22 protein-coding genes are annotated in these 25,145 nt (G+C 62.6%); 15 read left to right on the top strand and 7 right to left on the bottom strand.

The features are described 5' to 3' along the window. Positions 1-3: 3 nt before the first annotated feature. A complete protein-coding gene (locus ILFOPFJJ_RS18930; protein WP_173512094.1) occupies positions 4-2,196 on the bottom strand; it encodes a hydantoinase B/oxoprolinase family protein in 2,193 nt (730 codons plus the stop codon). A 16-nt stretch (positions 2,197-2,212) separates the two neighbouring features. After that, positions 2,213-4,342 carry a hydantoinase/oxoprolinase family protein gene (locus tag ILFOPFJJ_RS18925; RefSeq protein ID WP_173512093.1) on the bottom strand — a complete coding sequence of 710 codons (2,130 nt, stop codon included), beginning with the start codon at positions 4,340-4,342 and terminating at the stop codon, positions 2,213-2,215. 112 nt (positions 4,343-4,454) lie between these two features. On the opposite strand from ILFOPFJJ_RS18925, the gene ILFOPFJJ_RS18920 reads away from it, so the two are divergent. After that, positions 4,455-5,234, top strand: coding sequence for a helix-turn-helix transcriptional regulator (locus ILFOPFJJ_RS18920; RefSeq protein WP_173512092.1), 780 nt, complete (start codon positions 4,455-4,457; stop codon positions 5,232-5,234). Positions 5,235-5,294: 60 nt separating this feature from the next. Here the strand turns inward: ILFOPFJJ_RS18920 and ILFOPFJJ_RS18915 are convergent, their stop codons facing one another. Further along, positions 5,295-6,164, bottom strand: coding sequence for a LysR family transcriptional regulator (locus ILFOPFJJ_RS18915; RefSeq protein ID WP_173512091.1), 870 nt, complete (start codon positions 6,162-6,164; stop codon positions 5,295-5,297). A 101-nt stretch (positions 6,165-6,265) separates the two neighbouring features. On the opposite strand from ILFOPFJJ_RS18915, the gene ILFOPFJJ_RS18910 reads away from it, so the two are divergent. Continuing rightward, complete coding sequence (locus ILFOPFJJ_RS18910; protein WP_173512501.1) at positions 6,266-6,937, top strand: FMN-dependent NADH-azoreductase; 672 nt, start codon at positions 6,266-6,268, stop codon at positions 6,935-6,937. Positions 6,938-7,060: 123 nt separating this feature from the next. On the opposite strand, the gene ILFOPFJJ_RS18905 is transcribed toward ILFOPFJJ_RS18910, so the two are convergent. Together ILFOPFJJ_RS18905 and ILFOPFJJ_RS18900 are read right to left on the bottom strand one after the other, a co-directional pair. Next, the gene (locus ILFOPFJJ_RS18905) at positions 7,061-7,435 is read right to left on the bottom strand and encodes a DUF427 domain-containing protein (protein WP_173512090.1); all 375 of its coding nucleotides are present in this window, start codon (positions 7,433-7,435) and stop codon (positions 7,061-7,063) included. Between the two features lie 102 nt (positions 7,436-7,537). Next, entirely contained in the window at positions 7,538-8,512 is a 975-nt protein-coding gene (locus ILFOPFJJ_RS18900) for a 2-dehydro-3-deoxygalactonokinase (RefSeq protein ID WP_173512089.1), read from the bottom strand. A 104-nt stretch (positions 8,513-8,616) separates the two neighbouring features. Between ILFOPFJJ_RS18900 and ILFOPFJJ_RS18895 the strand changes: the two genes are divergently transcribed. The 13 genes from ILFOPFJJ_RS18895 (at position 8,617) to ILFOPFJJ_RS18840 (ending at position 21,156) form a co-directional block, all read left to right on the top strand. Beyond that, positions 8,617-9,540, top strand: a complete 924-nt coding sequence (locus ILFOPFJJ_RS18895; protein ID WP_173512500.1) for a dihydrodipicolinate synthase family protein — start codon at positions 8,617-8,619, stop codon at positions 9,538-9,540. After that, positions 9,537-10,706, top strand: coding sequence for a mandelate racemase/muconate lactonizing enzyme family protein (locus ILFOPFJJ_RS18890; RefSeq protein ID WP_173512088.1), 1,170 nt, complete (start codon positions 9,537-9,539; stop codon positions 10,704-10,706). Before ILFOPFJJ_RS18895 ends, ILFOPFJJ_RS18890 begins: the two co-directional genes overlap by 4 nt. A 33-nt stretch (positions 10,707-10,739) precedes the next feature. After that, entirely contained in the window at positions 10,740-12,005 is a 1,266-nt protein-coding gene (locus ILFOPFJJ_RS18885) for an ABC transporter substrate-binding protein (RefSeq protein ID WP_173512087.1), read from the top strand. A gap of 76 nt (positions 12,006-12,081) precedes the next feature. Further along, positions 12,082-12,987: a carbohydrate ABC transporter permease gene (locus tag ILFOPFJJ_RS18880; RefSeq protein ID WP_173512086.1), complete on the top strand. Its 906-nt coding sequence runs from the start codon at positions 12,082-12,084 to the stop codon at positions 12,985-12,987. A gap of 13 nt (positions 12,988-13,000) precedes the next feature. Next, on the top strand, positions 13,001-13,831 hold the full coding sequence (locus ILFOPFJJ_RS18875) for a carbohydrate ABC transporter permease (protein WP_173512085.1): 831 nt from the start codon (positions 13,001-13,003) through the stop codon (positions 13,829-13,831). Position 13,832: 1 nt separating this feature from the next. Next, positions 13,833-14,918 (top strand): ABC transporter ATP-binding protein, encoded by a 1,086-nt coding sequence (locus ILFOPFJJ_RS18870; RefSeq protein WP_173512084.1) that lies wholly within the window; start codon positions 13,833-13,835, stop codon positions 14,916-14,918. A gap of 1 nt (position 14,919) precedes the next feature. Further along, positions 14,920-15,900, top strand: a complete 981-nt coding sequence (locus tag ILFOPFJJ_RS18865) for an NAD-dependent epimerase/dehydratase family protein (protein WP_173512083.1) — start codon at positions 14,920-14,922, stop codon at positions 15,898-15,900. After that, positions 15,879-17,588: an SMP-30/gluconolactonase/LRE family protein gene (locus ILFOPFJJ_RS18860; protein WP_173512082.1), complete on the top strand. Its 1,710-nt coding sequence runs from the start codon at positions 15,879-15,881 to the stop codon at positions 17,586-17,588. The genes ILFOPFJJ_RS18865 and ILFOPFJJ_RS18860 overlap by 22 nt, the downstream gene beginning before the upstream one ends. 9 nt (positions 17,589-17,597) lie before the next feature. Continuing rightward, the gene (locus ILFOPFJJ_RS18855; RefSeq protein ID WP_173512081.1) at positions 17,598-18,365 is read left to right on the top strand and encodes an SDR family NAD(P)-dependent oxidoreductase; all 768 of its coding nucleotides are present in this window, start codon (positions 17,598-17,600) and stop codon (positions 18,363-18,365) included. A gap of 122 nt (positions 18,366-18,487) precedes the next feature. Continuing rightward, positions 18,488-18,676, top strand: coding sequence for a hypothetical protein (locus tag ILFOPFJJ_RS35130; protein ID WP_246299684.1), 189 nt, complete (start codon positions 18,488-18,490; stop codon positions 18,674-18,676). A 358-nt stretch (positions 18,677-19,034) separates the two neighbouring features. Then, a complete protein-coding gene (gene nuoH / locus ILFOPFJJ_RS18850) occupies positions 19,035-20,021 on the top strand; it encodes an NADH-quinone oxidoreductase subunit NuoH (RefSeq protein WP_173512080.1) in 987 nt (328 codons plus the stop codon). An 83-nt stretch (positions 20,022-20,104) separates the two neighbouring features. Then, positions 20,105-20,671 carry an NADH-quinone oxidoreductase subunit I gene (locus ILFOPFJJ_RS18845; protein ID WP_173512079.1) on the top strand — a complete coding sequence of 189 codons (567 nt, stop codon included), beginning with the start codon at positions 20,105-20,107 and terminating at the stop codon, positions 20,669-20,671. A gap of 44 nt (positions 20,672-20,715) precedes the next feature. Then, on the top strand, positions 20,716-21,156 hold the full coding sequence (locus tag ILFOPFJJ_RS18840; RefSeq protein ID WP_173512078.1) for a CBS domain-containing protein: 441 nt from the start codon (positions 20,716-20,718) through the stop codon (positions 21,154-21,156). A gap of 87 nt (positions 21,157-21,243) precedes the next feature. Here ILFOPFJJ_RS18840 and nuoG read toward each other — a convergent pair whose 3' ends face one another. Both nuoG and nuoF read right to left on the bottom strand, forming a co-directional pair. After that, positions 21,244-23,856: an NADH-quinone oxidoreductase subunit NuoG gene (gene nuoG / locus ILFOPFJJ_RS18835; RefSeq protein WP_173512077.1), complete on the bottom strand. Its 2,613-nt coding sequence runs from the start codon at positions 23,854-23,856 to the stop codon at positions 21,244-21,246. 21 nt (positions 23,857-23,877) lie between these two features. Beyond that, complete coding sequence (gene nuoF, locus ILFOPFJJ_RS18830; RefSeq protein WP_173512076.1) at positions 23,878-25,143, bottom strand: NADH-quinone oxidoreductase subunit NuoF; 1,266 nt, start codon at positions 25,141-25,143, stop codon at positions 23,878-23,880. Between the last annotated feature and the right edge of the window lie 2 nt (positions 25,144-25,145).

Genomic DNA, 25,145 nt, shown 5'->3' with positions numbered 1-25,145 from the left:
GGCTCATTTCTCCCCAGCAATGGCGAAATCGGAGGCGAGGCCCCAGAATTCTTTGAAATCCTTGGCAAAGCGCGGCGAGAGCTTCATCGCGCCGCGGTACATCTTTGCGACTTCGGCTGCGAAATCGGACGTCCTGACGCGCTCGCTTTCCTTGGCGATCCACTCGGAGACCGGAACGGCTCCTTTCAGCCGCTCCTCGCGCATTTCGGCGCGGCGAGCGACGGTCGCGTCGATATCGGCCTGCGGATAGCCATCCGCGTCGTCCTTGAGGATGATGCCGAACACCTTCTCGGCTGCTTCGCGCGTGAGGAAGCCGTTTTCGACGTCCCATGCGGTCTTGATCGGATCTCGCTCGAGCACATCGCCGAAACCGCCGCCGCCATTATAGGCATGGCTGAAGATGTCGCCGGCCTTGTGCGGACGGGTGATATAGGGCCCCTCCTCCCACACCTGCTCGCCTTTGTAGGTGCGCTCGAAATCAGAGACCAGCGGATCGGTACCGGGCGCATGCGCGAGCGGCTCGCGGCGTTCGGCTCGCTCGAAGATGTCCGAGTTCCTGACAGCATGATGCTTCTCGCAGGTCGGCGCCGGATAGCCGCCGCACATGCCGCCATTGTCGAACACGCGCGAGGAATGCTCCGACGTCACGAGACGAAGGTGATCGGTCTTGTTGATGAGCCAGGTTGAGATGAAGGCACAACCGCCGCGATATTTGCCGGCCCCGCCGGAGTTCGGCACGATCGACCGGCCGATATAGACCATCGGCATATTCTGTTCCCAGATCTCGATATTGCCCATGTCGGACTCCGGATTCCAGCCGACATAGGCCGTGTCGAGACCGTCCTTGATCGCCAGCGCTCCTGAGCCAGCGGCGGCGCATTCGAAATGCGCCATGCCGAATCCGGTGCCATATTGGCTGGTGCCACCCATCTCGATCATCGGCGAGTTGACCTGACCGACAAAGGCTTCCTCGACGAAGCCCCGGGCGATGAAGCCGCGCGACAGCAGTCGCTGGAAAACGCCGTAGGCCGGCAGCAGCAATGCCCAGGAAGTGGCGGTCGCCGCCATTTCGTTGTCCGGATTGGTCCACGTGCCGTGCGGGATGTTGATTTCGGTTGCCATCCAGGCGCCGTCATTGACCAGCCCCTCGAAATTCATGTGCTGGGTGAGCGTCACGAACATGCCGCCGTCCATGCCGGCCGGCGTGCAGTTCATCGAGTGATAACCCCATGGCTGAGTACCGTCGAAATCCAGCCGGATCTTGCCCTCGCTGGTGATCTCCATCTCGATCGGGATGTTGTAGAGCCAGTTCGGATCGGCGAGCGGCTGGAAGCCGGGCTTGCCTTCAGTGACATGGCCGTAGAACGTGTGGCCGCGGTAGATGCCAGGCACGGTGAGCTGCCGTGTGCGGGCAAGCTGGGCTCTCCGGCCCTCCTCGATATATTCCTTGGAAAGCTGCTGCCAATAGCCGAGACCAATCTCGCCGATGAGCTGCTTTACGCTCTCGCGCATGTCGATGCAGGCCGCGACCTTGGCCTTCTCGTCCAGGACCCAATAGATCGGCATGCGCAAGTTGCGCTCGCAGCGGATGACGTAATCGCGGCGGATCTCGTCGTTCTCGCCGATCTTTTCGGCACACACGAACAAGCCTTCGGTGAAGCGTTCCTGCGCAAGGCAAACATCGCCGCCGGGCGTGATGCCGCCGGCCTCTAGCTCATGGCAGACCGCACCCGCCCAGCCGACCAGCGTGCCCTCGAAGAAGATCGGCACGACATCCATGACGTCGGGCACCTGCACGGTGCCGATGAAGGCATCGTTGTTGGCGAAGATGTCGCCGTCGCGGATGCCGGGATTCTGCTCGTACCCGTTCCTGATCATCCATTTGATGAAACGGCTCATCGTATGCACATGCACCATGATGCCGTTCGAAAGTGCGATCGCGTCGCCTTCGGGCGTGTAGATCGCCACCACCATTTCGCCCACCTCGCGGACGCCCGGCGAGGCGGAGATGCGCCGGGCCATTTCACGAGCAGAGACGCAATAGGCGCGCAGCTTGGTGTGCAGCGTCTCGAACTTCAGCGGGTCCTCTTTGCGCAGCCGAAGTTCGGTAATGCCGTCATAGCAGCCGGTCTCGTCCATCAGCCGCTCCGACTCGAGCAGCCGCTGCTGCAGGGAATTTGCCGTTCTGTCCAGCATAGTCATAACCTCCAGCTCAGGCGTGGTTGTAGTGAAGCAGCGTCCATTCATCGACGAAGACGCGATCGTCGGGATGCACGACGAGGGTCGTTGCCGGGTGCTCGATGATCGCCGGGCCGATCACCTCGTGTCCGGGCTGAAGCAGATCCATCTCGTAGAGGTTGGCCTTGTGCCAGCGGCCGCCGATATAGGCCTCGCGAACGCCCTTGTGAGCCGATTGCGGATTGGAGGTTCCGAGCGGCCGCTTGACGAGCACCGGCTTGATCTTGTCGGCCGTGGCAATGACGCCTAGTTCCATCAACGAAAAGCCCGCCTCGCCATATCGCGATACGCGATGATTGGCTTTGGCGTAGACTTCTTCGAACTGCGCCAGCACGGTCCGCATGTCGTCGGCCGTCTCGATGGACGACAGCGGCGCGATAACCTCTACGTCCTCCAATTGACCGGTATAGCGGGCCATGAAGAAGGGAACAGTCCTGATCTTCTCCCGCGCGTGGCCGTCGACGAGCATTTCGTCGACCGCGGCCTTTTCGAGGTCACGCCACACCCCCGTCACCTGCGCGCCGGCAGCAACCAGCTGACCCTCGGAGGCACGGGCGCCGATATCGATCTGAGTCGAGACCGAATGGCGGCGCATATAGTCGGCCGTCGTACAGCCGAAGGCGGAGAAGGCGGCAGCGAACTGGAACGTGATGATATCCTTGAAGCCGATGCCCCGCGAGCAGCCGGCAAGATGCAGCGGCCCCGAACCGCCATAGGAAAGCAGGGTGAATTCCGACGGGTGGATGCCCTGGCCCGAGATGACGCGACGCAGCGCGTTGTTGGCGTCCTGCTCCAGCATGTCGATCATGCCCTCGGCCGCTTCCTCGACGCCGACGCCGAGCACGTCGGCGCATTTTTCCTTGAACGCCGCACGCGCCTTCTCGACCTGAAGCACCACCTTGCCGCCGAGGAAGTAATGAGGGTTCAGCCGGCCGAGAATCGCATCGCAATCGGCGATTGTCGGCTCGGTGCCGCCCTTGGCAAAGCAGATCGGACCGGGATCGGAACCGGCGCTTTCCGGCCCGAGCGAAACCTTCTTCGTCAGCGGATCGACCTTCAGGATCATCCCCGCGCCCGCGCCGATCGTGTCGAGATGGAGCGTCGGCACGTTCAGCTTGAAGCGGTCCATCAGCGGCTCGTTTTCGATGCGGGTCTGGCCGCGCGAAATGACGCCCATGTCGAAGGACGTGCCGCCCATGTCCGAGCAGATGAGCGAGTCGTTGCCGATCAGCTTGCCGACATAGGCCGCGCCGAGAATGCCGCCGATCGGGCCGGAGATCATCGTCTCGTGCAGGCGCGGATGGTTGATCGAGGTGAGCCCGCCGAAGGAGAGCAGTGTCTGCACGCCATATTTGAAGCCGTATTTTTGAGAAGCCTCCTCGATGCCCTTGAGCTGCCGGCGCCCCCGTGAGGTCGCATAGGCCTCGATCAGCACAGAGTTCAGCCTCGATTGTTCCCGGATCACAGGACGCACCTCATGGCTGGTATAGACGCCGATCTCGACGCCGGCGGCCTCGATCACCTCGCGGCAGATTTCGGCGATGCGCTTCTCATGCACCGGATTGACGTGGGAGAAGATCGTCATGATGCAGATCGCGTCGACCTTGTCGCGGATCAGTGCACGGGCCGCCGCGATCACCTCCTGCTCGTAAAGCGGCAGGATGATATCCCCGAAATGGTCGATGCGCTCGGTCACGCCATGAGTGCGGCGGCGCGGCACGAGTGGATCAGGATGGGCATGGGTGACGGCATGCAGCCTGTCGGCATAGGAATAGTCGGCCCAGGCCTGCAGGCCGCGGCCCATCAGCACCATGTCCTCCATGCCCTTTGTAGTGATGAGGCCGAGCTTGCGGCCGGTGCGCGACAGAAGCGTGTTGAGCATGCCGGTGCCCGAATAAAGCACCACGTCGAGGCCCGAAAACAGGCTTTCAAGCGAGATGCCCCAAGCATCCGCTGCGTCCTGGGAGGAGGCGATGAAGCCTTCAGCCTCGTTTCTCGGGGTGGTGGCGGCCTTGCCGATCTTGAAGTGTCCGTGCTGATCGACAAGGATGGTGTCGGTCATCGTGCCGCCCGCGTCAATGCCGATCACGATTGGGTTTTCCAAGGCTTCACCCTCCATGGCTCTGATGATGGAGGCAGCCTATTGGCGGTTTGGGAGGCAGGAAATAGGCCAAAAGGCACAATGACCGGCAGGGGGAAGGGTGCTAGACGACGACATGAACAGCAATGGATTCTGGAAAACCTTGGCCGATGCGATCGCTGCGACGGGCACAGACAGCCACGTCGATCGATTGATCGACATGATCGGATCGTCCGTGCCGCAGGATTTGGTGACGGTCGTGCGCTACTCCGTCACCCGCAAGCCAGAATTTATCAAACATCGCCGCTATTCAGACGAAATGGCCGGCCGCTATCTCGACACCTATTACGTCTTTGACCCGTTTTATGCTTATTGGCGGCGTGAGCGGCGACCTGGGATCGTCCCGCTGAATAGCCTTGCGGACGACGACGCCAAACGCGGCCGCTATATCGCGGAGTTCCTGGCGCAATCGGAAATCTGCGACGAGGTTGGCGTCCTGCTCGAGGACGGCGAGGACTGGTGCCTTGGCATCTTCCTCGACCGCTCGACGAAAATGTATCGCGACGACGAGATCGAGACGCTTCGCAACCGCTTTGCGGTCTTCGCCGCGCTGCATGAACTCGACACGCGCGCACAGGCGCCCGATTTCCGGCGCACCGATGTGCCCGCCGTGCCGGGGGCAGCACCGGTCAATGCCTCGCAGGCGTCAGCCGCCCTGTGGCCGGAGCTTTCCACACGCGAGCGTGAACTCGTCGACTTGATCCTCAAAGGCCACCCGAACGCGACTATCGCCACCAAGCTCGGCATTGCGGCGGGCACGGTGAAGAACCATCGCGCCAGGATCTACGAGAAGCTCGACATCACAACCGAACGCGAGCTTTTCCTCCAGGTGTTCCAGCAGTATCACATTCCGTGACGAGCGGCCGGACGTCACCGCATTTTCGCGTGCCTCTGCCAAAAGCCGATTGCTCATGCATCATGTTCTCAAGCTGCGCATTTCATCCTGCAACCACTCGAGAACTTGTCGTGTGTCGCGGTCAGCCCGTGTCCGGTTTGGCACCATGATACGGTAGCAATGGCCGGGAATCGAGACGTCAGGCAGGACGTCTTCAAGGAGCGCACTAGAGACCAGGTGCTGCGCAAGCACGTCGCTGAGGACGACGATCCCCTTGCCCGAGACAGCGGCGAGGGCTGCATGATGCTCGTCGTCATAGGAAATGACCTTGAGGGATCCGTGTTGCCCCAGAGCCGTTTCCCATGGATCGAGCGCAAGGTTCTCCAGACCGCGAGATCGCCAGCGATACGAGAGGACTGCCACGCTCCGGGTCTCGGCCTGGCGCGCAAAGGTTCCGGGCGACGCGAAGGCCTTGAACCCCTCGCGCACCAGGAGTTGGCCTTCACTAGAAGTGCTGAGCGAATACCTTACGGCCGCATCTATGCCTCGCGTTCGCTCAAGATCGATTGACGTGTGGCTGGCCTCGGTCCGCAGCGACAGGTTTGGAAACTGCGCCTGAAACTCGGAAATCCGGGGCGCTAACCACAGAGCTGCAAAGGCTGGCGTTGTCGTCAATGTCACGCTGCGCGTTTCGCTGCTGATCCGGTCAATCGCGTTTTCGAGCAGCGATACGGCGGCGCGGGCGGCTTCCAGAAGTTCCGCGCCTGCCTGCGTCAGCTCGACTTTCCTGTGCGAGCGCCGGAACAGGTCGACGCCCAGATCACCCTCAAGGCCGCGAACCCGGTGAGACACGGCAGTGGATGTCAAGCCAAGCTCGCCCGCAGCGTCCTTGAAACTGCCAAGCCGGGCTGCGGCCTCGAAGACCCGAATTGCAGAGAGAGAAGCTCGCACTGAGATGAGTTTCCTTCATTCGAATGGGTGGATTTCTCGTTTTAAACATTGCCTTGGAAGCCGCATATTGCACGAGAAAAATTCACCAAGGGAATAACTCGATGAAAACCCTTCTGCGCCTCGATGCAAGCGCCCGTCGCTCTCGGTCTCTCACCCGCACCCTGGGCGATACATTCGAACGGGAATGGAGAATGCATCGTCCCGACGATGTGTGGATCATTCGCGATCTGGCCGAACAACCGCCAGCCCATATCACGGAGCCGTGGATCGCCGCTGCCTTTGCCCCGGTCGAGGCGCGCACGCCGGAGCAGCATCAGATCCTTGCCGCCTCCGATGACCTTATCGACGAGCTCGCCGCGGCCGACGTTCTGGTCGTCAACGTTCCGATGTACAACTACGGCATGCCCTCCGCCCTGAAGGCCTGGGTCGACAATGTGGTCCGCATCGGCCGGACCTTCTCCTTCGACCTCGGTCGCGGCGACTTCCCGCTCCGGCCGATCATGTCCGGGAAGCAGATGGTAGTGCTGAGTTCTTCAGGTGAGTTTGGGTTCGACCCGGCAGGCGTTCGGGGCGATATGGATCAGCTCATCCCGCACCTGAGAACAGTGAAACACTATCTCGGTGTTTCGGATATGCATGTCGTCCGCGTCGAGTACCAGGAATTCGGCGATACCCGGCACAAGCAATCCATGAGTGATGCCATCGCCTCGTCCAAGCGTTTGGCCGCAGCGGTGGTGCAGGCCATAACCGCCCCAGCGGCAGCGGCCGAATGACACCGGGCTCAACGAGGTTGCTCTCCCGATTGGGCTTCGGGCGGGACGCTCGTCGCGGGCCAGCCTTCTCCGGCTGCCCGATCCCGGAGGTCCGGACGGGACAACATGCGATCCAAGCGGCGCCTACAGTTCCTCGATCGAATCCACCCGATCCGGATAGAACGCCACGTGGTCCTTGATTTCCCGTACCGCCGCATGGGGATCTTCATAGGTCCAGACGGCGTTTTTCGAGCGCTCGCCACCGGGCGTGATGCTGTAATAGGAAGCATCGCCCTTGTAGGGGCAGTGCGTCGAATGATCGGTACGTGCAAGCAGCGACATGTCGACGTCCTTGCGGGGGATATACTGCACCGCCGGGTAGGACGCCTCGCGCAATGTCAGCGCATCGCGCGTGTCGGCGACGACGCGACCGTCAAGCTTGACGACGACGCGCGCTGGATTGTGATCGATAGTGATAGGATGATCGGGCCCGGGAATTCTGATCGACTTGTCTGACATGAGCGATCGCCTTCGAAGATTGGGACCAGTCTTAGATAGGATCATGGCTCTCGCTTCCCAAGGGCGGCGGTAGTCGTCGATGTGGTTTTATGAACGGCACGCTCAGGCGCGCTGGTACGATCTGCCAGAACTTTCTTGGCCGCGCGAGCGAAGATCGTATTCCGAGATGGCGAGCGCGCCGCGGATCGCTGCGTCGGCAGGGGCCGGCGCAAGATTCACGCCAAAGGCCTTAGACACGGCCTCGTAAACCTCGGCCAGGTCGTCATCGCCAACAATCGCGATCGTGTCGCCCTCTTTGAACCAGCCCCCGGCACGCGCCTCGGCGAATTCCCACCCGACGATCAGACCGGACAGCCGGCTTTTCATCTCCTCCGGCGTGATCTTGCCAGCGAGCCAGCCGGTGCGCACGGCAAAGAGGCGGGTCAACAGGCCGCCGGCCCTTCCGCTTTCGTCGCGGGCAAGCGCAAGGCCTTCGGCAAAAGCCGCGCTGGCGTGGTCCGCCTCCGCCGTCGCGACCTTCGACAGAAAGGAATGGTTCGCGAGCGTGTTGAAGATCTCGCCAGTAACGAAAGTGCGGAATCGCTCGATGCGGCCGTGGCGGATCTCGGCCCATTTGGAATGGGTGCCGGGAAGAACGACGACGATGTCCTGTTCCAGCCCGAAGCCCACAAGCTGGGTCTCCTCGCCACGCATGACGTCGGGAAACGGAAAGGCGGACGGATCGGTCAGCCCCGGAAGGAACATGAGCCGGTCTCCTTCGGGAAGTTCGATGGTGCGGCTGGCCGCAGCGAAATCCGCGGCCGTCGCCGGCGTCGGCACATAGGGCATCTCGAGCCAGCCATTGCGGCTGCCGATCATTCCTGCCGCCACGACGCGAAGAGAACCGTGTTTGCTGCGCCAGGGCGCGAGCGCATCGGAAAGCACGCCCGCATGCTCGCCCTTCGCAACGGCCTGAACGCCTTGCCGGCTTTCCATCACATCGACGATCAGGCCTTCCCGATCCACCGCCGCGGCACGGAAGCCCGTGGTTCCCCAGTCGAGCACCACTGTGACTGAATCAGTCGGATCGATGGACAAGACAGGTCTCCTTCAATCGCGGATCACGATTGACACCCCCTACCATTTTCACTTATGGTCCACAATGTAAAAAGATAGTCTCATTATATGGACCTCTCGTGATTATGCGTCTGACAGGAATACTTCCGGTGCTCCCGACGCCCTTTGCCGATGCTGGCGTCGATTTCGAAGCGATGCGCCGCGTCGTCCGCTTCGCGCTGCGAGCCGGGGTCGACGGAGTCGTATTTCCGGGATTTGCCAGCGAAGTGGAAACACTGACCGTCGACGAGCGCGCAGCGCTTCTTCAACTCGTCGCCACCGAAGTGGACGGTCGAGTGCCGATCGTGGCGGGCGCCAGCGCGCCGACGGTCGATGAAGTCGCCAAATACGGCAGCCAGGCGCTTGCACTGGGGATCAAGCGGCTGATGATTCAACCGCCGAAATCGATCGGTGCCGGTGCCGACGCGGTGGCATCCTTTCTCTCGGCCGTGGCGGCGCAGTTGCCGGGCGCCGAAATCATTCTTCAAAATGCGCCGGCACCGCGCGGCTCCGACCTCTCGCCTCAGGCGGTCTTGCAGGTCGTCCGCCGGGTCGCCGCCGTCCGCTACGTGAAGGAGGAGACGCTGCCGGCGGGTCCGGCAATCACGGCGATCCTCGCCGAGGCGCCCGAGCATCTGTTGGGTGTCATCGGAGGCGGCGGCGCCCGCTACATCCTGGACGAGTACGATCGTGGCGCTTGTGCTGCGATGCCGGCGCTCGAGATAGCCGATTTGCATGTTGCCCTCGACCGGGATTACCGCGCCGGACGTAGAAGCGAAGCGAGGGCGCTCTACGTTAAATCGTTGCCTTTGTTGGTATTGCAGGCCGTCTACCGTATGCGTCTCACCAAGCATGTGCTCAGGCTCCGCGGCGTTTTGGACGATCGCACCGTGCGCGCACCTACCCCGGAGCTCGACCCGTTCGCCATGCAGGACATCGAAAGCTGCTTCGCCGAATGTGGGCTACAATCGGGGGTATTGGCACCCGAGCGGAAGGGAATTGGCGCATGAGTGACCCTGTCCGGAAAATCGAGACGTTTACGCTCACCCTGCCGCGCGACAGGCCCTATCTCGGAAAGCCCCGCCCCGGCGAGGATCCCAACCAGCGCGGTTATCTGGTGCGCAAGGGCAATCGCACGGTCTATCCGACCTTCGATCGTAGCGTGCTCGTCCGGATCGAGACGGCAAACGGCGCAGTTGGCTGGGGCGAGACCTACGGACTGGCTGCTCCCGCGGCCACCATGGAGATAATCGACGATCTTCTGGCCGATTTCACCATCGGCCGCGACCCGTTCGATGCCTCGGCGATACACGACGATCTCTACGACCTGATGCGCGTGCGCGGCTACACCGGCGGTTTCTATGTCGACGCCTTGGCTGCGATCGACATCGCATTGTGGGACCTCGCCGGCAAGCTCGCCGGTCTGCCCATCTGCAAGCTGCTTGGCGGGCAGCGCCGCGATCGGATAGCCGCCTACGTCTCCGGCTTGCCGGAAGATACGCGCGCCAAGCGCGCCGAGCTCGCCGCGCACTGGCAAGCTAAAGGCTTTTCATCCTTCAAATTCGCCTCTCCTGTTGCCGACGACGGCGTCGCGAGGGAGATCGAAACGCTGCGCGAAAGGCTGGGTCCCGAAGCACGCATCGCCTGCGACATGCATTGGGCGCAAACCGCAAGCGAGGCGATCGCGCTCATCAAGGCGATGGAGCCGCACGGGCTGTGGTTCGCCGAGGCGCCTGTGCGCACCGAGGATCTCGACGGCTTGGCGCGGGTGGCGGCCGGCGTGTCGACCGCGATTGCAGTCGGGGAGGAGTGGCGCACGGTCTACGACATGGTGCCGCGCCTCGCGCGCGGTGCGGTAGCGATCGTGCAGCCGGAAATGGGACACAAGGGCATCACGCAATTCATGCGCATCGGGGAATATGCCCAGGCGCACCACATCAAGATCATCCCGCATGCAACGATCGGCTCCGGCATTTTCCTGGCTGCAAGCCTGCAAGCGAGTGCGGCGCTCGCCAATGTCGACTGCCACGAGTTCCAGCATTCGATTTTCGAACCCAACCGCCGGCTTCTCGACGGCGACATGGATTGCGCCGCGGGCGAGTACGTCCTGCCGACAGGACCCGGCCTCGGCGTCGAGCCGTCCAGGGAGGCTCTCGGGCTGCTCAAGAAGCACTGAACATGGATAGTTTGCGGAGGAGTGGAGGAGAACATGAAAACCATAGGAAAACGGATCGCCGCGTCTGCGGTTGCAGCGATGCTCGTCGGCGCCGCCCTGCCCACCTCGGCCGGTGCGGAAGTGCTCAAATTCGTCTCCTGGCAGAAGGACGAGAAGGGGGTCGGCGACTGGTGGGCCTCGGTGATCAAGGAGTGGGAAGCAAAGCATCCCGGCAGCACCATCGAATGGACCAAGGTCGAACGCAGCGCCTATGCCGACACCATGACGACGCTGTTCGCAGGAGGCACGCCGCCCGACATCGTCCACCTGGCCTCGTTCGAGTTCCAGGCCTTCGCCAACAATGGCTGGCTGGAAGATCTTGGTCCCTGGATCGAAAAGGCAGGACTCGATCTCAACGGCTGGAGCGGCCAGGACATCTGCAGGTTCCAGGAGACGACCGTCTGCATCATGATGCTCTATTACGGGACGATCTTCGGCTACAACGAAGAGATCCTGAAGCAAGCAGGTGTCGCCGTTCCCAAGACCTATGCGGAGTTCCTCGCAGCCGCCAAGGCGACGACTAAGGATCTGAACGGCGACGGCATCGTCGACCAATTCGGCACGGGCCACGAGACCAAGGGCGGCGGCGGCCAATATATCGCGGAAATGGCGAGCTATCTGTTCGATGCCGGTGCACGCTTCACCAATGCTGAAGGCGAGGTAACGATCGACACACCCGAGATGGTCGAAGGCCTGACGCGCTGGAAGACGATCGTCAGTGAAAACCTCACGCCGCGCGACCTTTCGGCGGGCGAGGTGCGCAAACTCTTCGCCGATGGCAAGATCGCGCTGAAGGTCGACGGTCCGTGGATCTATTCGATCATGCAGCAGGGGGCGGCCAAGGACAAACTGAAGCTCGCAAGCGTACCCTTCGACCCGCCGCTCGGCGGCTCGTCGAACGTGCTCGCGATGCCGAGCGAGATTTCGGACGAGAAGAAGCAACTGGTCTGGGACTTCATCGCCATCGCCGCCTCGGACAAATTCCAGACCAGCTTTGCGACGCTCGCCGCGTCCACGCCTCCGAGTCCGCGCGCGGATCTGGCCGATGCCAAGGCGAAAATCCCGCATTTCGATCTCATGGTGGAATCGCAGCAGGCCGCGGCAGAGAACAAGATCGACCGTATTCCGATCGGCCTTGAGGTTCAGTTCAACGAATTCTCGAAAATGATCCAGGAGGAGGCGCAGCGGATGATCATCGAGGACCTCGATCCGGCGACCGTCGCCAAGACGATGCACGAAAAGGCAGAGGCGCTTCAATAGGACGCTTTGCCAACCAATGAAGAGTCCCGGGCGCTCACATGGGAGCGCCCGTCCTTTAAATCCTGAAGGCAGAGACATGAGCCTACGCTTCCTCGATCTGGCACGCCCAAGCCGACAGCACTGGCTGGGCTACCTGCTGCTGCTGCCGGCCGTCGCACTGGTGGCTCTGATCATCGCCTATCCGCTCTTCGTGTCGCTTGACCTGTCGTTTCAGAAGATCGGCATGGCCACGCTCAAAGCGCCGCGCAAGCCCTTCACCCTGGAGAACTACAGCAAGCTTTTCACGTCGCCGGATTTCTGGAACGCCTGCTGGGTGACGATCAAACTCGTGGTGGTCGTCAGCGCCGCCTGCTTTGCGGTCGGTCTCGGCACGGCCCTTCTGGTTAACAATCGCTTCAAGGGGCGGACACTCGCACGGCTCTTCGTCGCCCTGCCCTGGGCAGTTCCGGAAGTGATTGCCGTCGTCATCTTTGCCTGGATATTCGATTCTTCCTTCGGCCTCATGAACTGGCTCTTCATTAAGCTCGGGGTTACGAGCCAGATGATCAACTGGTTCTCCGAGCCGACCGCCGCCTTCTGGGTGGTGGCAATAACCATGATCTGGAAGGGCTATCCCTTTGTTTCGATCATGACGCTTGCGGGCCTGCAATCTATCCCGGAGGACTTCTACAATGCCGCCAAGGTCGATGGCGCCAGTGCGTTGCAGCGCTTCCGGTACATCACGATCCCCGTGCTGATGCCCGTGCTCGGGGTGACGTTGGTGCTCGTCATGCTTTGGGTGTTCCGCGATTTTTCGATCATCAAGGTGCTGACCGACGGCGGACCGCTGAAGGCGACCCAGACACTATCCATCATGACCTACGATCAGGCCTTCGGCTTCTTCAACATGGGCTACGCCTCTGCGATCGGCATCGTGACGCTCGTCCTGTGCGTTATCGCCAGCCTTCTGATGCTCGGCCGCAAGTCCCAGGCGATGTACTAGGAGGCTCAAAACGATGGAACGTACTGGCTTTCAATCCTTCGCGCTCTATGCGGGCCTCGCGGTCGTCTGCGGCATCCTGCTCTTCCCAATCTACTGGCTGTTTGTCACCGCACTCTCGACGCTCGCCGAGATCCGCCAGCTCCCGCCGTCCTTCTGGCCGGCCGAGCCGCAGTGGAGCACCTTTACCAAGGTCGCTTCCGAGCGGCCGATCCTGCTGTGGCTGTGGAACTCGACGCTTGCTGCGATCGGCTCAGTCGGCCTGTCGATGGTCGTTTCGGTCTTCGCCGGCTACAGCCTCTCTCGCTTCAGCCTCAGAGGCGGGCGATCGCTCGGCCTGTTCATCCTGACAGCGAAGATGCTGCCGGCAACGCTGCTGGTGATCCCGCTCTTCGGCATCTTCCGCTCGATCGGGCTGATCGGCAGCCTCTGGTCGCTCGTCCTGGCTCACGCGACGCTGATCATCCCCTTCACCACCTGGATGCTGAAGGGCTATTTCGACACGATCCCGCGCGAACTCGAGCAGGCCGCGATGGTCGATGGCTGTTCTCCGCTCGGCGCCATGTTCCGGGTCGTGCTGCCGGTCGCCACCCCGGGGCTCGCAGCGACGGCTCTCTATGCCTTCGTGCTCTCCTGGGCGGACTATGCCTATGCCCGCACCTTCCTCACCAACGCACAGGGCAGTTGGACGGCCAATCTCGGCATCACCACGATGAAAGGCGAATATGTAACCGACTGGAACGAGATCTCCGCTGCTGCCGTGTTCATCGCGCTGCCGATCCTCGTCATCTACCTGTTCCTGGAACGCTATTTGGTCGGCGGCCTCACAGCCGGCGCGGAGAAGTGAAATGGCCGGCATAAGCATTCAAAACGTCTACAAAAATTACGGCGCGCTGAACGTCCTCAAGGAATTCTCGCTCGATATCGCAGACGGTGAGTTCGTGGTCCTCGTCGGTCCCTCGGGCTGCGGCAAGTCGACGATGCTGAAAATCCTCGCCGGGCTTGAACCGGCAAGTGGTGGCAAGATCCTGATCGGCGACAGGGACGTTACCGACCTCGCGCCGGGTGACCGCGACATTGCCATGGTCTTCCAGAACTACGCGCTTTATCCGCACCTGACCGTCGGGCAGAACATCGGTTTCGGCCTGAAGATGCGCGGTACTCCGAAGGCGGAGATCGACAAGCGCGTTCGCGAGGTGGCAAAAATCCTCGCTGTCGACCATTTGCTTGAGCGCCGCCCGAAGGCGCTGTCGGGCGGGCAGCGCCAGCGCGTCGCACTCGGGCGCGCCATCGTGCGCGAACCGCGCGCCTTCCTGATGGATGAGCCGCTTTCCAATCTCGATGCCAAGCTGCGTGTCCATACCCGCGCGGAGATCAGCGCGCTGCACAAGCGCATCGGCGTCACCACGGTCTACGTCACGCATGACCAGATCGAGGCGATGACCATGGCCGACCGCGTCGTCATCATGCGCGACGGCGTCATTCAGCAGATCGCCGATCCCGATACGTTGTTTGCGAGACCAGCCAACCTCTTTGTCGCCGGTTTCATCGGCTCGCCGGGCATGAACTTCCTGCGTGCCACGGTGGAAGGCGGCAGGCTTACTCTCTTCGGCCAGACCTTCGACGCCCCTGCGGGCGTTGGTGCCGGCGAGGTCATCGTCGGCATCCGGCCCGAACACCTTGCGCTCGGTCAGGGCAACGTCACATTCACCGTAAAGCCGGTGCTGGTCGAAAGCCTTGGCTCGGAGAAATATGTCTACTTCGAGCCCGGCGCACATGCCTATGCGGCTTCGCGCGACGAAGAGCGCGGCAAAGGTTTGATCGCCCGCATCGCTCATGCCGGCCCCATCCGTGAGGGCGAAGAGCTCACGCTCTCCTTCAATGCCTCCGAGATCCACCTTTTCGACACAAAGACAGAAAAGGCAATGAACTGACATGAAAGTCCTTGTAACCGGCTCCGCCGGCAGGGTCGGCTCCTTTGTCGCGCGGCAACTGCTCGCCTCAGGACACCAGGTGCGGGGCTTCGACCTGCGCTCGGCCGGTGTAGAAGACGCAGCCTTCGAGCAGGTCGTCGGCGCCTTTGACGACCGCGAGACGGCACGCCGTGCCTGCGAGGGCGTCGACGCCGTTCTCCATCTCGGCGCCTTCATGTCGTGGCTTCCGGCTGACCGCGACAAGCTCTTCCGCGCCAATGTCGAGGGCACGCGGATCGTGCTCGAAACGGCAGCCGACGCGAAGGTCGGGCGCTTCGTCTTTGCAAGTTCGGGCGAGGTCTACCCCGAGAACAAGCCGGAGTTCCAACCGATCACCGAGGACCACCCGACGAAGCCGCTCTCGGCCTATGGCATGACCAAGCTCATCGGCGAGGGACTTGTGAAGTTCCAGGGACGCGTATCGCCGATGGAGACGGTGATCCTGCGCTTCTCGCACACGCAGAACGCCAGCGAACTGCTCGATCCGGACAGCTTTTTCTCCGGTCCGCGCTTCTTCCTGCGTCCGAAAGTCAAGCAGCAAGAGGCGTTCGGCAACCGGGCCGCAGCCGATCTCCTCAGAGCGGCCGATCCCGGGCAGGCGGCGCTGGTTCTCACCCGCAACGAAAACGGCCGGCCGTTCCGCATGCACATCACAGACACCCGCGACATGGCCAAGGGAGTGCTCATCTCACTCACCCATCCGAAAGCGGCCGGGGGCGTCTTCAATCTGGGGGCAACCGATCCTGTTGACTTCGCAGACGTCCTGCCCGTAATGGCCGAAAAGACCGGGCTGCCGCTTGTGACCGTTGATCTTCCAGGCGCCGGTGTGTGGTATCACACGTCCAACCATCGCATGCGCGAAACGCTTGGCTTCGAGCCGGAATGGCCGATCACGCGCATGCTAGACGAGGCAGTAGAGGCATGGAAGAGAAGGCAGGTGTAGGCGGGCTCGAAGATCGTGGAGCCCCGGCCGGCGCGGCAGCGCTGGCCAAGGGCCTCGCTCTTCTCGACCTCATCGCGGAAACGGCGAAGCCGCTGCGCTTCGCTGACTTGCAGAAGCTGAGCGGCGTACCGAAGCCGACGCTGGCGCGCATGCTCAAGACGCTGATGGTCTACCGCCTGATCCGCCAGGACGAAACAAGCGGCGCCTATCTGCTCGGCCATCGCTTTCTCGAGCTTTCACATCGGGTCTGGGACAAATTCGATCTCGTGAGCGCTGCCATTCCGGAACTCGAGCGCCTCTCGGTCGAACTCGGCGAGACGGTGGCCCTTTGCCGGCTGGACGGTCAACGTGTCGTCTATCTGGAAGAGCGGTCGAGCGACGGGCTCGGCGTGCTGATCGATGTCGGCCGCCGCGTGCCGATACATTGCACCGCCGCCGGCAAGGCTCTGCTCGCCTTTCAGGAACCTTCCTTCGCCCGCGCATTGACCGGCCAGATCGTCTACGATCGCTTTACGCCGCAAACAATCACCGACCCGCATGCGCTGGAGGCCGATCTGCTCCTGACACGCGCCCGTGGCTATGCCGTTTCCTACGAGGAGCACCTGGCTGGCGTCAATTCGGTCGCCGCGCCGATCGCCGGACGCGACGGAGTCCCGCTCGGTGTGCTCGTGGTACTCGGACCAGCGTCCCGCCTTGACAATTCCGCCATCCATCCGGTCGGCCGCGAGCTGATGGCGGCCGCGCGGCGCATCACCGGCTCGGTCGGCGCTGTGGCGATCAGCTCCGGTCCGCGGCCCCGCGCGCGGTCCGGCGGCTTCAGCGGCGTGCATTGCGTGCTGCCCTGGGGCGCGCAACTCGGCGAGGCGCCCGCATGGGTCGAGAGCGAAAGGCGGCTCTATTGGGTCGATATCCTGCATCCGGCCATCCATCGCTTCGACCCGATTTCCGGCAAGAACGAGAGCTGTAACGTCTCCAAGCTTGTCAGCGCCGTCCTTCCGACGCGTGATGGCGGACTGCTCGTGGCATCGCAGGACGGCATCGAGCGCTTCGATTTCGATCGCGGTCTCTTTACCTCCTTCGCAGAGCCGGAGCCCGGTCTGCCGGAAAACCGCCTGAACGATGCCAAGGTCGATCCGAGCGGCCGGCTCTGGGTCGGCTCGATGCGTCTAGACGTGAGCCGCCCCAGCGGCAGTCTCTACTGCCTCACAGGCGCGGGCGAGGTTGTCCGCGCCGATAGCGGCTTCACCGTCGCCAACGGGCTCGCCTGGAGTCCCGACGGCGGCACATTCTATTTTGTCGATACCGTCCCGGGCATCGTCTACGCCTATGACTTCGACGCGCAAGAAGGGCTTATCTCCAACCGGCGCGTCTTCGTGACCGTGCCCGAGTCCGAAGGTCGTCCGGACGGGCTTGCCGTCGATGCGGACGGCGGCGTCTGGTGTGCCATCTGGGACGGTTGGCGCGTGAACCGCTACTTGCCGGATGGCCGGCTCGACCGCGCCATCGACCTGCCCATCCCGCGACCGACCAGCGTGGCTTTCGGCGGTGCCGATCTCACGACACTGTTCATCACCAGCGCCCGCACGCGACTGCCCGCCTCGACCCTGGCGGAAGCCCCCCTTTCGGGTGGAATTTTCGCCTGCGAACCCGGCGAGCGCGGCCTGCCCACCAATCTGTTCGCCGGATGAGGAGGTCTCGTGACGAAATATTTGGACATCTTCTCGCTGAAGGACCGGACCGCTCTCGTCACAGGATCGAGCCGCGGCATCGGCGCGTCAATCGCGCATGGGTTTGCCGCCTATGGGGCGCGGGTGGTTCTGCACGGCCAAAGACCTGGCGCGACAGACGATGTCGAGCAGGCGATCCTCTCCGCCGGAGGCAATGCTGTTTCGATCCACGGGGAATTATCGCCGCCGGGCGCCGGCCGGGAAATTGTCGCCGCGGCGGTCGCAGCCGCCGGTCCCTTGGACATACTGGTCGTCAATGCGTCTGCGCAAATCAATGGGACATTCAAAGACGTCACGATTGAGGATTTCGCAACACAGATCGACGTCAATCTGCGCTCGACGGTCGAGATGCTGCAGGCCGTCCTGCCGGGCATGGCCGAGCGTCGCTGGGGTCGCGTCGTCAACATCGGCAGCATCAACCAGCTGCGGCCGAAATCGATCGTCTCGATTTACGCGGCGACGAAAGCCGCTCAGCACAATCTGATCCAGAGTCTTGCCCGCGACTACGCGGCTCGCGGCGTATTGCTCAACACGCTCGCCCCCGGTCTCGTCGACACCGATCGCAATGCCGCCCGTCGCGACAGCGACCCTGAGGGCTGGGCGAATTATGTCCGCACACTCAACTGGATGGGGCGCGCCGGCACCCCCGATGAAATGGTGGGCGCCGCGCTCTTCCTTGCCTCGGACGCCTGCAGCTTCATGACTGGCGAGGCCGTCTTCGTGTCGGGTGGCTACTAGGCAACAGCCAACCATGTCTGCAGCCGCAGACTCAAGCCCGACAGTGTTGAAGCGACACCCCGATATCGGTTGACATTCTCATCAGCGAATGAGAACATATAGTGAACAAACCGGAGGCCGCCATGACCCGTGCGGAGGAAGTAATCGAGCGAGCTATGGCTGCCGTCGCCGCAGCGCGACGTCAGCGAGAACGCCATCAAGAGCGACGGAAACAGATATTCGGGCGAATTCAATTAAGCGGTCCGCTGCCTGCGCTGAAACGCGGCGGGGTGCAGCTTTCGTTGCGACTGGACAGCCCGGATCAACGGTGACGTTCCGCGCGGGCAGGCACATCCCTGTGCCCCGTCTCTCTGTGCCCTGGGAGAACGCCGTCGTGCACAATCGGCCGCCCGTCACATCTGGCGTCGTCAGTGAGTGACGCCCAAGCCGCCAGTCATTCCTCCCATCCCGACTAGCGCCCCTGGAATGATCTAAGGCCGCATGAAAGTCTAAACCTCTTCGAGAGAACCCTTCCCGTCCTTGCTGACATCGCCGCCGGTGACGGCGGAACCGTGATGGCATTGTATGTAGTGCGTGGCCGTTGTACCGTGCATCCAGACAGGTGCGCACAGTGCTCATAGCCGGAGCAGGTCCGGCGCGTTTCAACCGTTGGACAAGTAGCCGCGGATCATGGAACTAATCGTCGCCCTTGGCCTGATCATCTTCAAAGTGGCGTTGCTGATTGCGATCCTGCTGCTGCTGCCCTTGCCGCTAACATGGGTGGAACGCAAGATCGCCGGGCACATCCAGCAGCGGATGGGACCGATGCGCGTCGGATGGCACGGGCTGCTGCAGCCGGTGGCGGATGGCATCAAGCTCTTGACCAAAGAGGACCACATCCCGGCCGATGCCGACCGCTTCCTGTTCAAACTGGCTCCAATCCTGGCGCTCGCCCCGCCCTTCGTGGTGTTCGTCGCGGTCCCTTTCGGCGAAACCGTCTCGGTCCTCGGCAACGAGATCACGCTCTACGTCTCCAACCTGAACGTGGCGCTCCTTTTCGTCTTCGCCGTGATCGGCCTGGAGGTCTACGGCATCATCTTCGGCGGCTGGGCCGCGAACAGCAAATACGCGGTCCTCGGCAGTCTCAGGACCTGCGCGCAGATGATCAGCTACGAGATCCCGATGGGGTTCGCGGTCATCGGCGTGGTAATGATGGCGCAGTCCATGAGCCTTCTGGACATCGTGCGGGCCCAGGCCGATGTCTGGAACGTCGTCTATCAACCGGTCGGTTTCTTTGTCTTCTTTGTCGCCGGGCTGGCCGAAGCCCAGCGCATTCCCTTTGATCTGGCGGAAGCGGAAGGCGATCTCGGGGCCGGATTCCATACCGAATACAGTGGCATCCGCTTCGCGTTCTTCATGGCCAGCGAATACGCCATCATGCTCTTGGTGTCGGTCCTGGTTGTGATCCTATTCTTCGGCGGCTGGAACGGCGTGCTGCTGCCATTGCCGCCGCTCGTCTGGTTCGTGCTCAAGGTGGCGTTCTTCGTCTATCTGTTCATGTGGCTTCGCTTCACCCTCCCCCGCTACCGCTACGACCAGCTGATGGCGATCGGATGGAAAGTCTTGCTTCCTTTGTCGATGGCGAACATAATTATAACCGGTATTGCATTCTCTTAGGGGCCGCAGCGGCTCAGCAATTCAAAGGCTGCAGCGGCGCCTGTGCGTCCGAATAGGCGCATGATGCTGAGAGCGAGGCGGCGATGTCGCGCGCACGGAACACAATTGGAACATGGATCGGTTGGGCGTTTTTTGCTGACCTAGCGAACGGCCTGGCGCTGACTTTCGGCTATATGTTCTCCAGATCCGTGACCATGCAGTATCCGGACAAGGAGAAATGGCTGCCCTATTCGCGTTATCGCGGGCATCACTTCCTGAAGCGCGACGAAGAGGGCGAGATCAAGTGCGTGGCCTGCGAGCTCTGCGCGCGGATCTGCCCCTGCTACTGCATCGAAGTCGTCCCCTACGAGGACGAGAAGGGCAACCGGCGCCCGGCCAAGTTCGAAATCGACACGGCCCGCTGCCTGTTCTGCGGGCTATGCGAGGACGCCTGCCCGGCGGATGCAATCGCGCTTGGCCAACAATATGAATTCTCAAGTTTTTCCTCGAGAGATTTGGTGATCGGGCGCGACGACCTGCTCACCAAACCAGGCAAGGCTGCGACCGGCGGCGGCGTGGTCGTTGCGCGCCTGAACACGAAGAAGGATGTGCTGGTGGAGGCAAACGAGCCACAGGGTTACAACTGGTGGCGGAATATCCGGCGAACGTGAACGCCTGCCAGCTGTCAAACCGGGCGCTCGGATAGGAGGCTCAGATGTTTGTCGGCGAAATCGTGAAGAACAAGGGGGTCGGAGTCATCGCGGTCGGTCCCGATCAGACGATGGTGGAAGTTCTGCGGCTATTTCGCGACAACAATATAGGCTTTGTGGTCGTCAGTCCCTTACCCGGGGAATACATGGGCACGCTTTCCGAACGCGATTGCTGCAATGCCGTGGCGGAATACGGGCCCGAGGCAACGATGATGCGGGTCGGCGACATAATGAACCGCAGCGTGGCGACCTGTTCGACACAGGACCTGCTGCCCTTTGCGATGGCGATCATGACCCAGCGGCGTACGCGCCATGTGCTGGTCACGGATGGCGACGTCGTTGTCGGCGTGGTCAGCATCGGCGACGTGGTCAAGCACAGGCTCGATGAAGCATTGCGCACGGAGCAGGAGCTGCACGATTACATTTGCGGGGTCAACTATCACTGACAAGACTGCAGCGCCGCGCGCCTGTTGAGACGCACAAGGGTCGCGCTCCCGATTCAAGAGAGGATGCGCTCGGTGTGCGATGCAGGGTCAGGGCAAGCCACCGGCCATGCCTTGGTCGACATCTTCAGCGCGCGCCGCGTCGGGTGGGAGGGATGATCCCGAAGATGCCCTTGCTTCGTGAACCTCCACCGGACATGGATATTCTCCCCGCCGCATCAAGCTGTTGAGGCGCAAATCCCTGTAGTTTTCGGGAACAAACACGAGGCCCCTCGGAAAGCGCCGGTTGACCTTGAGCTTCGCCGTCAGTTCGCCATGAGCGGACCGCACGAGCACCTGATCCTGATCGGAAAGGCCAAGCTCAGCGGCATCCTGAGCGCTCATCTCGACATAGGGATCGTCTGCGATCGTATTCAGGATCTCCGAGCGTTCGGAAAGATATCCATTGTGAAACAGGCCGTTGCCGGTGACCAGCATGAGCTGGTTGGTTGCTTCCGAGGCGGGCGGTGCTGCGAAGAACTCATGAGCCGGCGGCGTCGGGGCCGCTTTTGTGAAGGCGCCGTCTGCGCCAAGCCCATCCTGCGTCAACCCCTGATAGGCCGGAACGAGCTGGGCGATCTCGTCGAAAACCTCACCCTGCGTCGACGGTCGCAGCGCTTGATTGCGGAGCGCCGCGACGAAGTCGAAGACCGCCAGGTTGCCCCGCGCGTCGAAGGCGGGCTCGCGGAATTTGCTGATCTTCTGCGTCCGGCCCTCGTTGTTGGTAAACGTGCCGGATTCCTCGCCGTAACCCGCCGCGGGCAGTACGACGTCGGCCAGACCCGCCGTTTCCGTGAGAAAGCTGTCCTGCACGATCAGGAGATCGGCGGCGCCAAGCGCCCGTGTCACGAAATCCCTGTCGGGATAGCTGATCAGGGGGTCGGTTCCGGCGATGTAGAGCGCGCCCATCCGGCCGCCGACGCAGAGCTCCAGCATGGCGTCGAGATCCGCGCCAGGTTCGGACGGGATTTCGGCGCCCCAACTCCGGGCGAGCGCTGTGCGCGCCGCGTCATCGGAGACCGCCCGCAGTCCCGGCAGAGCCGCCGGCAGGACTCCCATGTCCCAGGCACCCATCTGATTGGCACGGTCGAAGAGGAACTGCATCGCCACGTCCTTGCCGAGCAGGCGAAGAACCTGGAGCAGATTGTTGAGCTGTTGCAGTGTCGCACGCGCTTCGGGTGATCTCAGGAGATCGACGCTGACAAGCACGGTGACGCTGCGGCCTTCCTTAAGCGCCGTCGCCAGACGATCCGGTCCGTCATGGCCGGTGATCGCCGCCGGACCGCCGATTGCCGCACCAATGTCCGCAAGAACGTTCGCCGGCAAGCTCTGACCAGCCGTTGACACGAGCGCGGCGACCACGGCCGCAAGGCTCGCCGCTTCTCCGCCCGGAGAGACGCGAACCACCTCCCGGGCATCGGCATCCAGACGGGATGGCCGCGCCGAGAGCATGAGCAAGCCGGTTTGCCGCCGCCGCGCGGCGTCGCGCAGCAGGTATTCCGTGACCGGATTCTCCTCGGTCACGTTGCCGCCGACGACGAGCACGCAGTCGCTGCCGATGACCTCGTCCAGCGGTGCGCGGGTATGGAAACCGGCAACCAATGGCCCGACCGCATCGAAAGGCGTGGACCAGCGCGTCGAACAGTCGATGTTGTTCGTGCGGAACACCGTCCGCATCAGCTTCTGGAACTGGTAGAGCGCCTCGTTCGGAAGGCGTGGCGAGGCCAGCCCGCCGGCAGCCTTGTCCTCGACGGCCGACAGTCGCCGGCGCAGATAATCCCCCGCTTCGTCCCAGGAAACCGGAACGAGGGCGCCATCGCGGCGGATCATCGGCCGCTTGATCCGATCCCGGCTCTCAATGAAGTCGAGGCCGAAGCGCCCGCGCGCGCAGAGCGTTTCGCGATTGACCCCGTGCTCCCAGTCCGAGCGGACTCGCATGAACTCGCCCTTGCGCGCGCCGACGGTCAGCTGGCACCCGGTGCCGCAATGCGGGCAGACCGTGTCGGTCTCGGCCAGATCCCAAGGCCGCGCCTTGTAGCGATAGGGGAAGCTCATCAGCGCGCCGACCGGGCAGACCTCGACGCAGTTGCCGCACTGGTCGCAGCTCGCGAGGCTGCCCTCGAAGCCGGTGACGGCGGTATCCATCCCTTTTTCGACGGTGCCCAGGGCGACCGCGCCGACGACTTCCTCGCACATCCGCACACAGCGCTGGCACTGGATGCAGCGGTTGACGTTCATGATGATGACCGGGCTCAGACGGATGTCCTTCGAGTGGAACACACGCTTGGGATCGTGGAACTCGCTTTTGCGCGGCCCGTATGCCATCACCATGTCCTGAAGCTCGCACTCGCCGCCCTTGTCGCAGATCGGGCAGTCGAGCGGATGATTGGCGAGCAGCATGTCGAGCATGGAAGAACGCGTTTCGTCGATCTGAGGCGTGTTCGTCCGCACCACCATTCCGTCGGTGATCACGGTGGCGCAGGACGGTTGCAATCGCCGCAGCCCCTCGATCTCCACCAGGCACATCCGGCACGAGGCCAGCGCCGGCAGCCGTTTCCAATAGCAGAAGGTCGGGATGTCGATGCCCAAGCGTTCGGCAGCCTGCAGCACCGTGGAGCCAGCCTCCACTTCCAGCGTTTGTCCGTCGATCGTGATGCTAACCATATTTCCTCCCAGCCCCATCCTTCAGTGGAACGGGCACCTCCGCTCCTCGATATGGGTGACGAATTCGTCGCGGAAATGCTTAAGGGCGGCCCGCAAGCCCATTGCCGCGCCGTCGCCCAAGGCACAGAACGTGTTGCCGAAAATGCCCTTGCAGAGCATCTCCAGTTGCTCCAGATCGCCCGGCTCGCCCTCGCCCGCCTCAATCCGGCGCAGGACTTTCACGACCCAGTTCAATCCCTCCCGGCACGGCGTGCACTTGCCGCAGGACTCGTGGTGGAAGAACTCGATGATCCGGGTGGCGACCTTGACCATGCAGGTGGAGTCGTCGACCACGATCACGCCGGCCGAGCCGAGCATCGATCCGGCGGCGGCCAGCGAGTCGAAATCCATCCCCACTTCCAGCCCGGACTCCGGGATGACCGGTGCCGAGACGCCGCCCGGAATCACCGCCTTGATCCTGCGTCCCGGCAGCGGACCGCCGGCGTGGTTCTCGACGAGCTCGCGCAGCGGTATGCCCATCGGCAATTCGTAGAGACCGGGTTTGCGCACCTGCCCGCTCACGCAATAGAGCTTCGGACCGGGGCTCTTGTTCGGACCGATGTCCCGGAACCATTCCGGCCCGTGCATTACGATATGCGGCACGCAAGCGAGCGTCTCGACATTGTTGATGACCGTGGGGCTGGCGTAGAGCCCGGCCACGGCCGGGAACGGCGGTTTCAATCGCGGCTGCGCCCGTTTGCCCTCCAGCGACTCGAGCATCGCCGTCTCCTCGCCGCAGATATATGCGCCGGCGCCGCAGTGAATGTGCACGGCGAAATTGAAATCCGATCCCAGAATACTCGATCCCAGATAGCCCCTTTCATGAGCCTCGGCGATCGCCTGCTCCAGGCGACGGATCGCGGTCACATATTCCCCGCGGATGTAGACATAGGCGGTTTCGGCGCCGATCGCGTAGGCGCTGACCGCCAGCCCCTCGATGAGCTGGTGCGGATCGCGCTCCATTATGATCCGGTCCTTGAAGGTGCCGGGCTCTCCTTCGTCCGCGTTGCAGCACAGGTACTTCGGCTTGTCGGCCCCTTTCGGCACGAAACTCCATTTCATGCCGGTCGGAAATCCGGCACCGCCGCGACCGCGCAGGTTGGACTGCTTGACGAGCTCCACGACCTCGTCGGGCGTGTACTCGTTGAGCGCCTTCGCCAGCGCCTGGTAGCCGCCGCCAGCCTCATAGGTCGACAGCAAATGACCGTCCGGCATGTCGATATTCTTGAGAAGTACCGGCTCGAACATGG

The sequence above is a fragment of the Sinorhizobium psoraleae genome (genome assembly GCF_013283645.1).
Classification (GTDB): domain Bacteria; phylum Pseudomonadota; class Alphaproteobacteria; order Rhizobiales; family Rhizobiaceae; genus Sinorhizobium; species Sinorhizobium psoraleae.
Note: the sequence above shows the minus strand (reverse complement) of the source record. Positions and strands in the feature narration are given on the sequence as shown.

What these genes read in the sequence shown, in the direction of transcription:
- nuoH (WP_173512080.1), top strand. Translation starts at nt 19,035, where the DNA reads ATGGAACTAATCGTCGCCCTTGGCCTGATCATCTTCAAAGTGGCGTTG.
- ILFOPFJJ_RS18895 (WP_173512500.1), top strand. Translation starts at nt 8,617, where the DNA reads ATGCGTCTGACAGGAATACTTCCGGTGCTCCCGACGCCCTTTGCCGAT.
- ILFOPFJJ_RS18880 (WP_173512086.1), top strand. Translation starts at nt 12,082, where the DNA reads ATGAGCCTACGCTTCCTCGATCTGGCACGCCCAAGCCGACAGCACTGG.
- ILFOPFJJ_RS18875 (WP_173512085.1), top strand. Translation starts at nt 13,001, where the DNA reads ATGGAACGTACTGGCTTTCAATCCTTCGCGCTCTATGCGGGCCTCGCG.
- ILFOPFJJ_RS18905 (WP_173512090.1), bottom strand. Translation starts at nt 7,435, where the DNA reads ATGTCAGACAAGTCGATCAGAATTCCCGGGCCCGATCATCCTATCACT.
- nuoG (WP_173512077.1), bottom strand. Translation starts at nt 23,856, where the DNA reads ATGGTTAGCATCACGATCGACGGACAAACGCTGGAAGTGGAGGCTGGC.
- ILFOPFJJ_RS35130 (WP_246299684.1), top strand. Translation starts at nt 18,488, where the DNA reads ATGACCCGTGCGGAGGAAGTAATCGAGCGAGCTATGGCTGCCGTCGCC.
- ILFOPFJJ_RS18890 (WP_173512088.1), top strand. Translation starts at nt 9,537, where the DNA reads ATGAGTGACCCTGTCCGGAAAATCGAGACGTTTACGCTCACCCTGCCG.
- ILFOPFJJ_RS18885 (WP_173512087.1), top strand. Translation starts at nt 10,740, where the DNA reads ATGAAAACCATAGGAAAACGGATCGCCGCGTCTGCGGTTGCAGCGATG.
- ILFOPFJJ_RS18860 (WP_173512082.1), top strand. Translation starts at nt 15,879, where the DNA reads ATGGAAGAGAAGGCAGGTGTAGGCGGGCTCGAAGATCGTGGAGCCCCG.
- ILFOPFJJ_RS18865 (WP_173512083.1), top strand. Translation starts at nt 14,920, where the DNA reads ATGAAAGTCCTTGTAACCGGCTCCGCCGGCAGGGTCGGCTCCTTTGTC.
- ILFOPFJJ_RS18920 (WP_173512092.1), top strand. Translation starts at nt 4,455, where the DNA reads ATGAACAGCAATGGATTCTGGAAAACCTTGGCCGATGCGATCGCTGCG.
- ILFOPFJJ_RS18910 (WP_173512501.1), top strand. Translation starts at nt 6,266, where the DNA reads ATGAAAACCCTTCTGCGCCTCGATGCAAGCGCCCGTCGCTCTCGGTCT.
- ILFOPFJJ_RS18930 (WP_173512094.1), bottom strand. Translation starts at nt 2,196, where the DNA reads ATGCTGGACAGAACGGCAAATTCCCTGCAGCAGCGGCTGCTCGAGTCG.
- ILFOPFJJ_RS18840 (WP_173512078.1), top strand. Translation starts at nt 20,716, where the DNA reads ATGTTTGTCGGCGAAATCGTGAAGAACAAGGGGGTCGGAGTCATCGCG.
- ILFOPFJJ_RS18845 (WP_173512079.1), top strand. Translation starts at nt 20,105, where the DNA reads ATGTCGCGCGCACGGAACACAATTGGAACATGGATCGGTTGGGCGTTT.
- ILFOPFJJ_RS18870 (WP_173512084.1), top strand. Translation starts at nt 13,833, where the DNA reads ATGGCCGGCATAAGCATTCAAAACGTCTACAAAAATTACGGCGCGCTG.
- nuoF (WP_173512076.1), bottom strand. Translation starts at nt 25,143, where the DNA reads ATGTTCGAGCCGGTACTTCTCAAGAATATCGACATGCCGGACGGTCAT.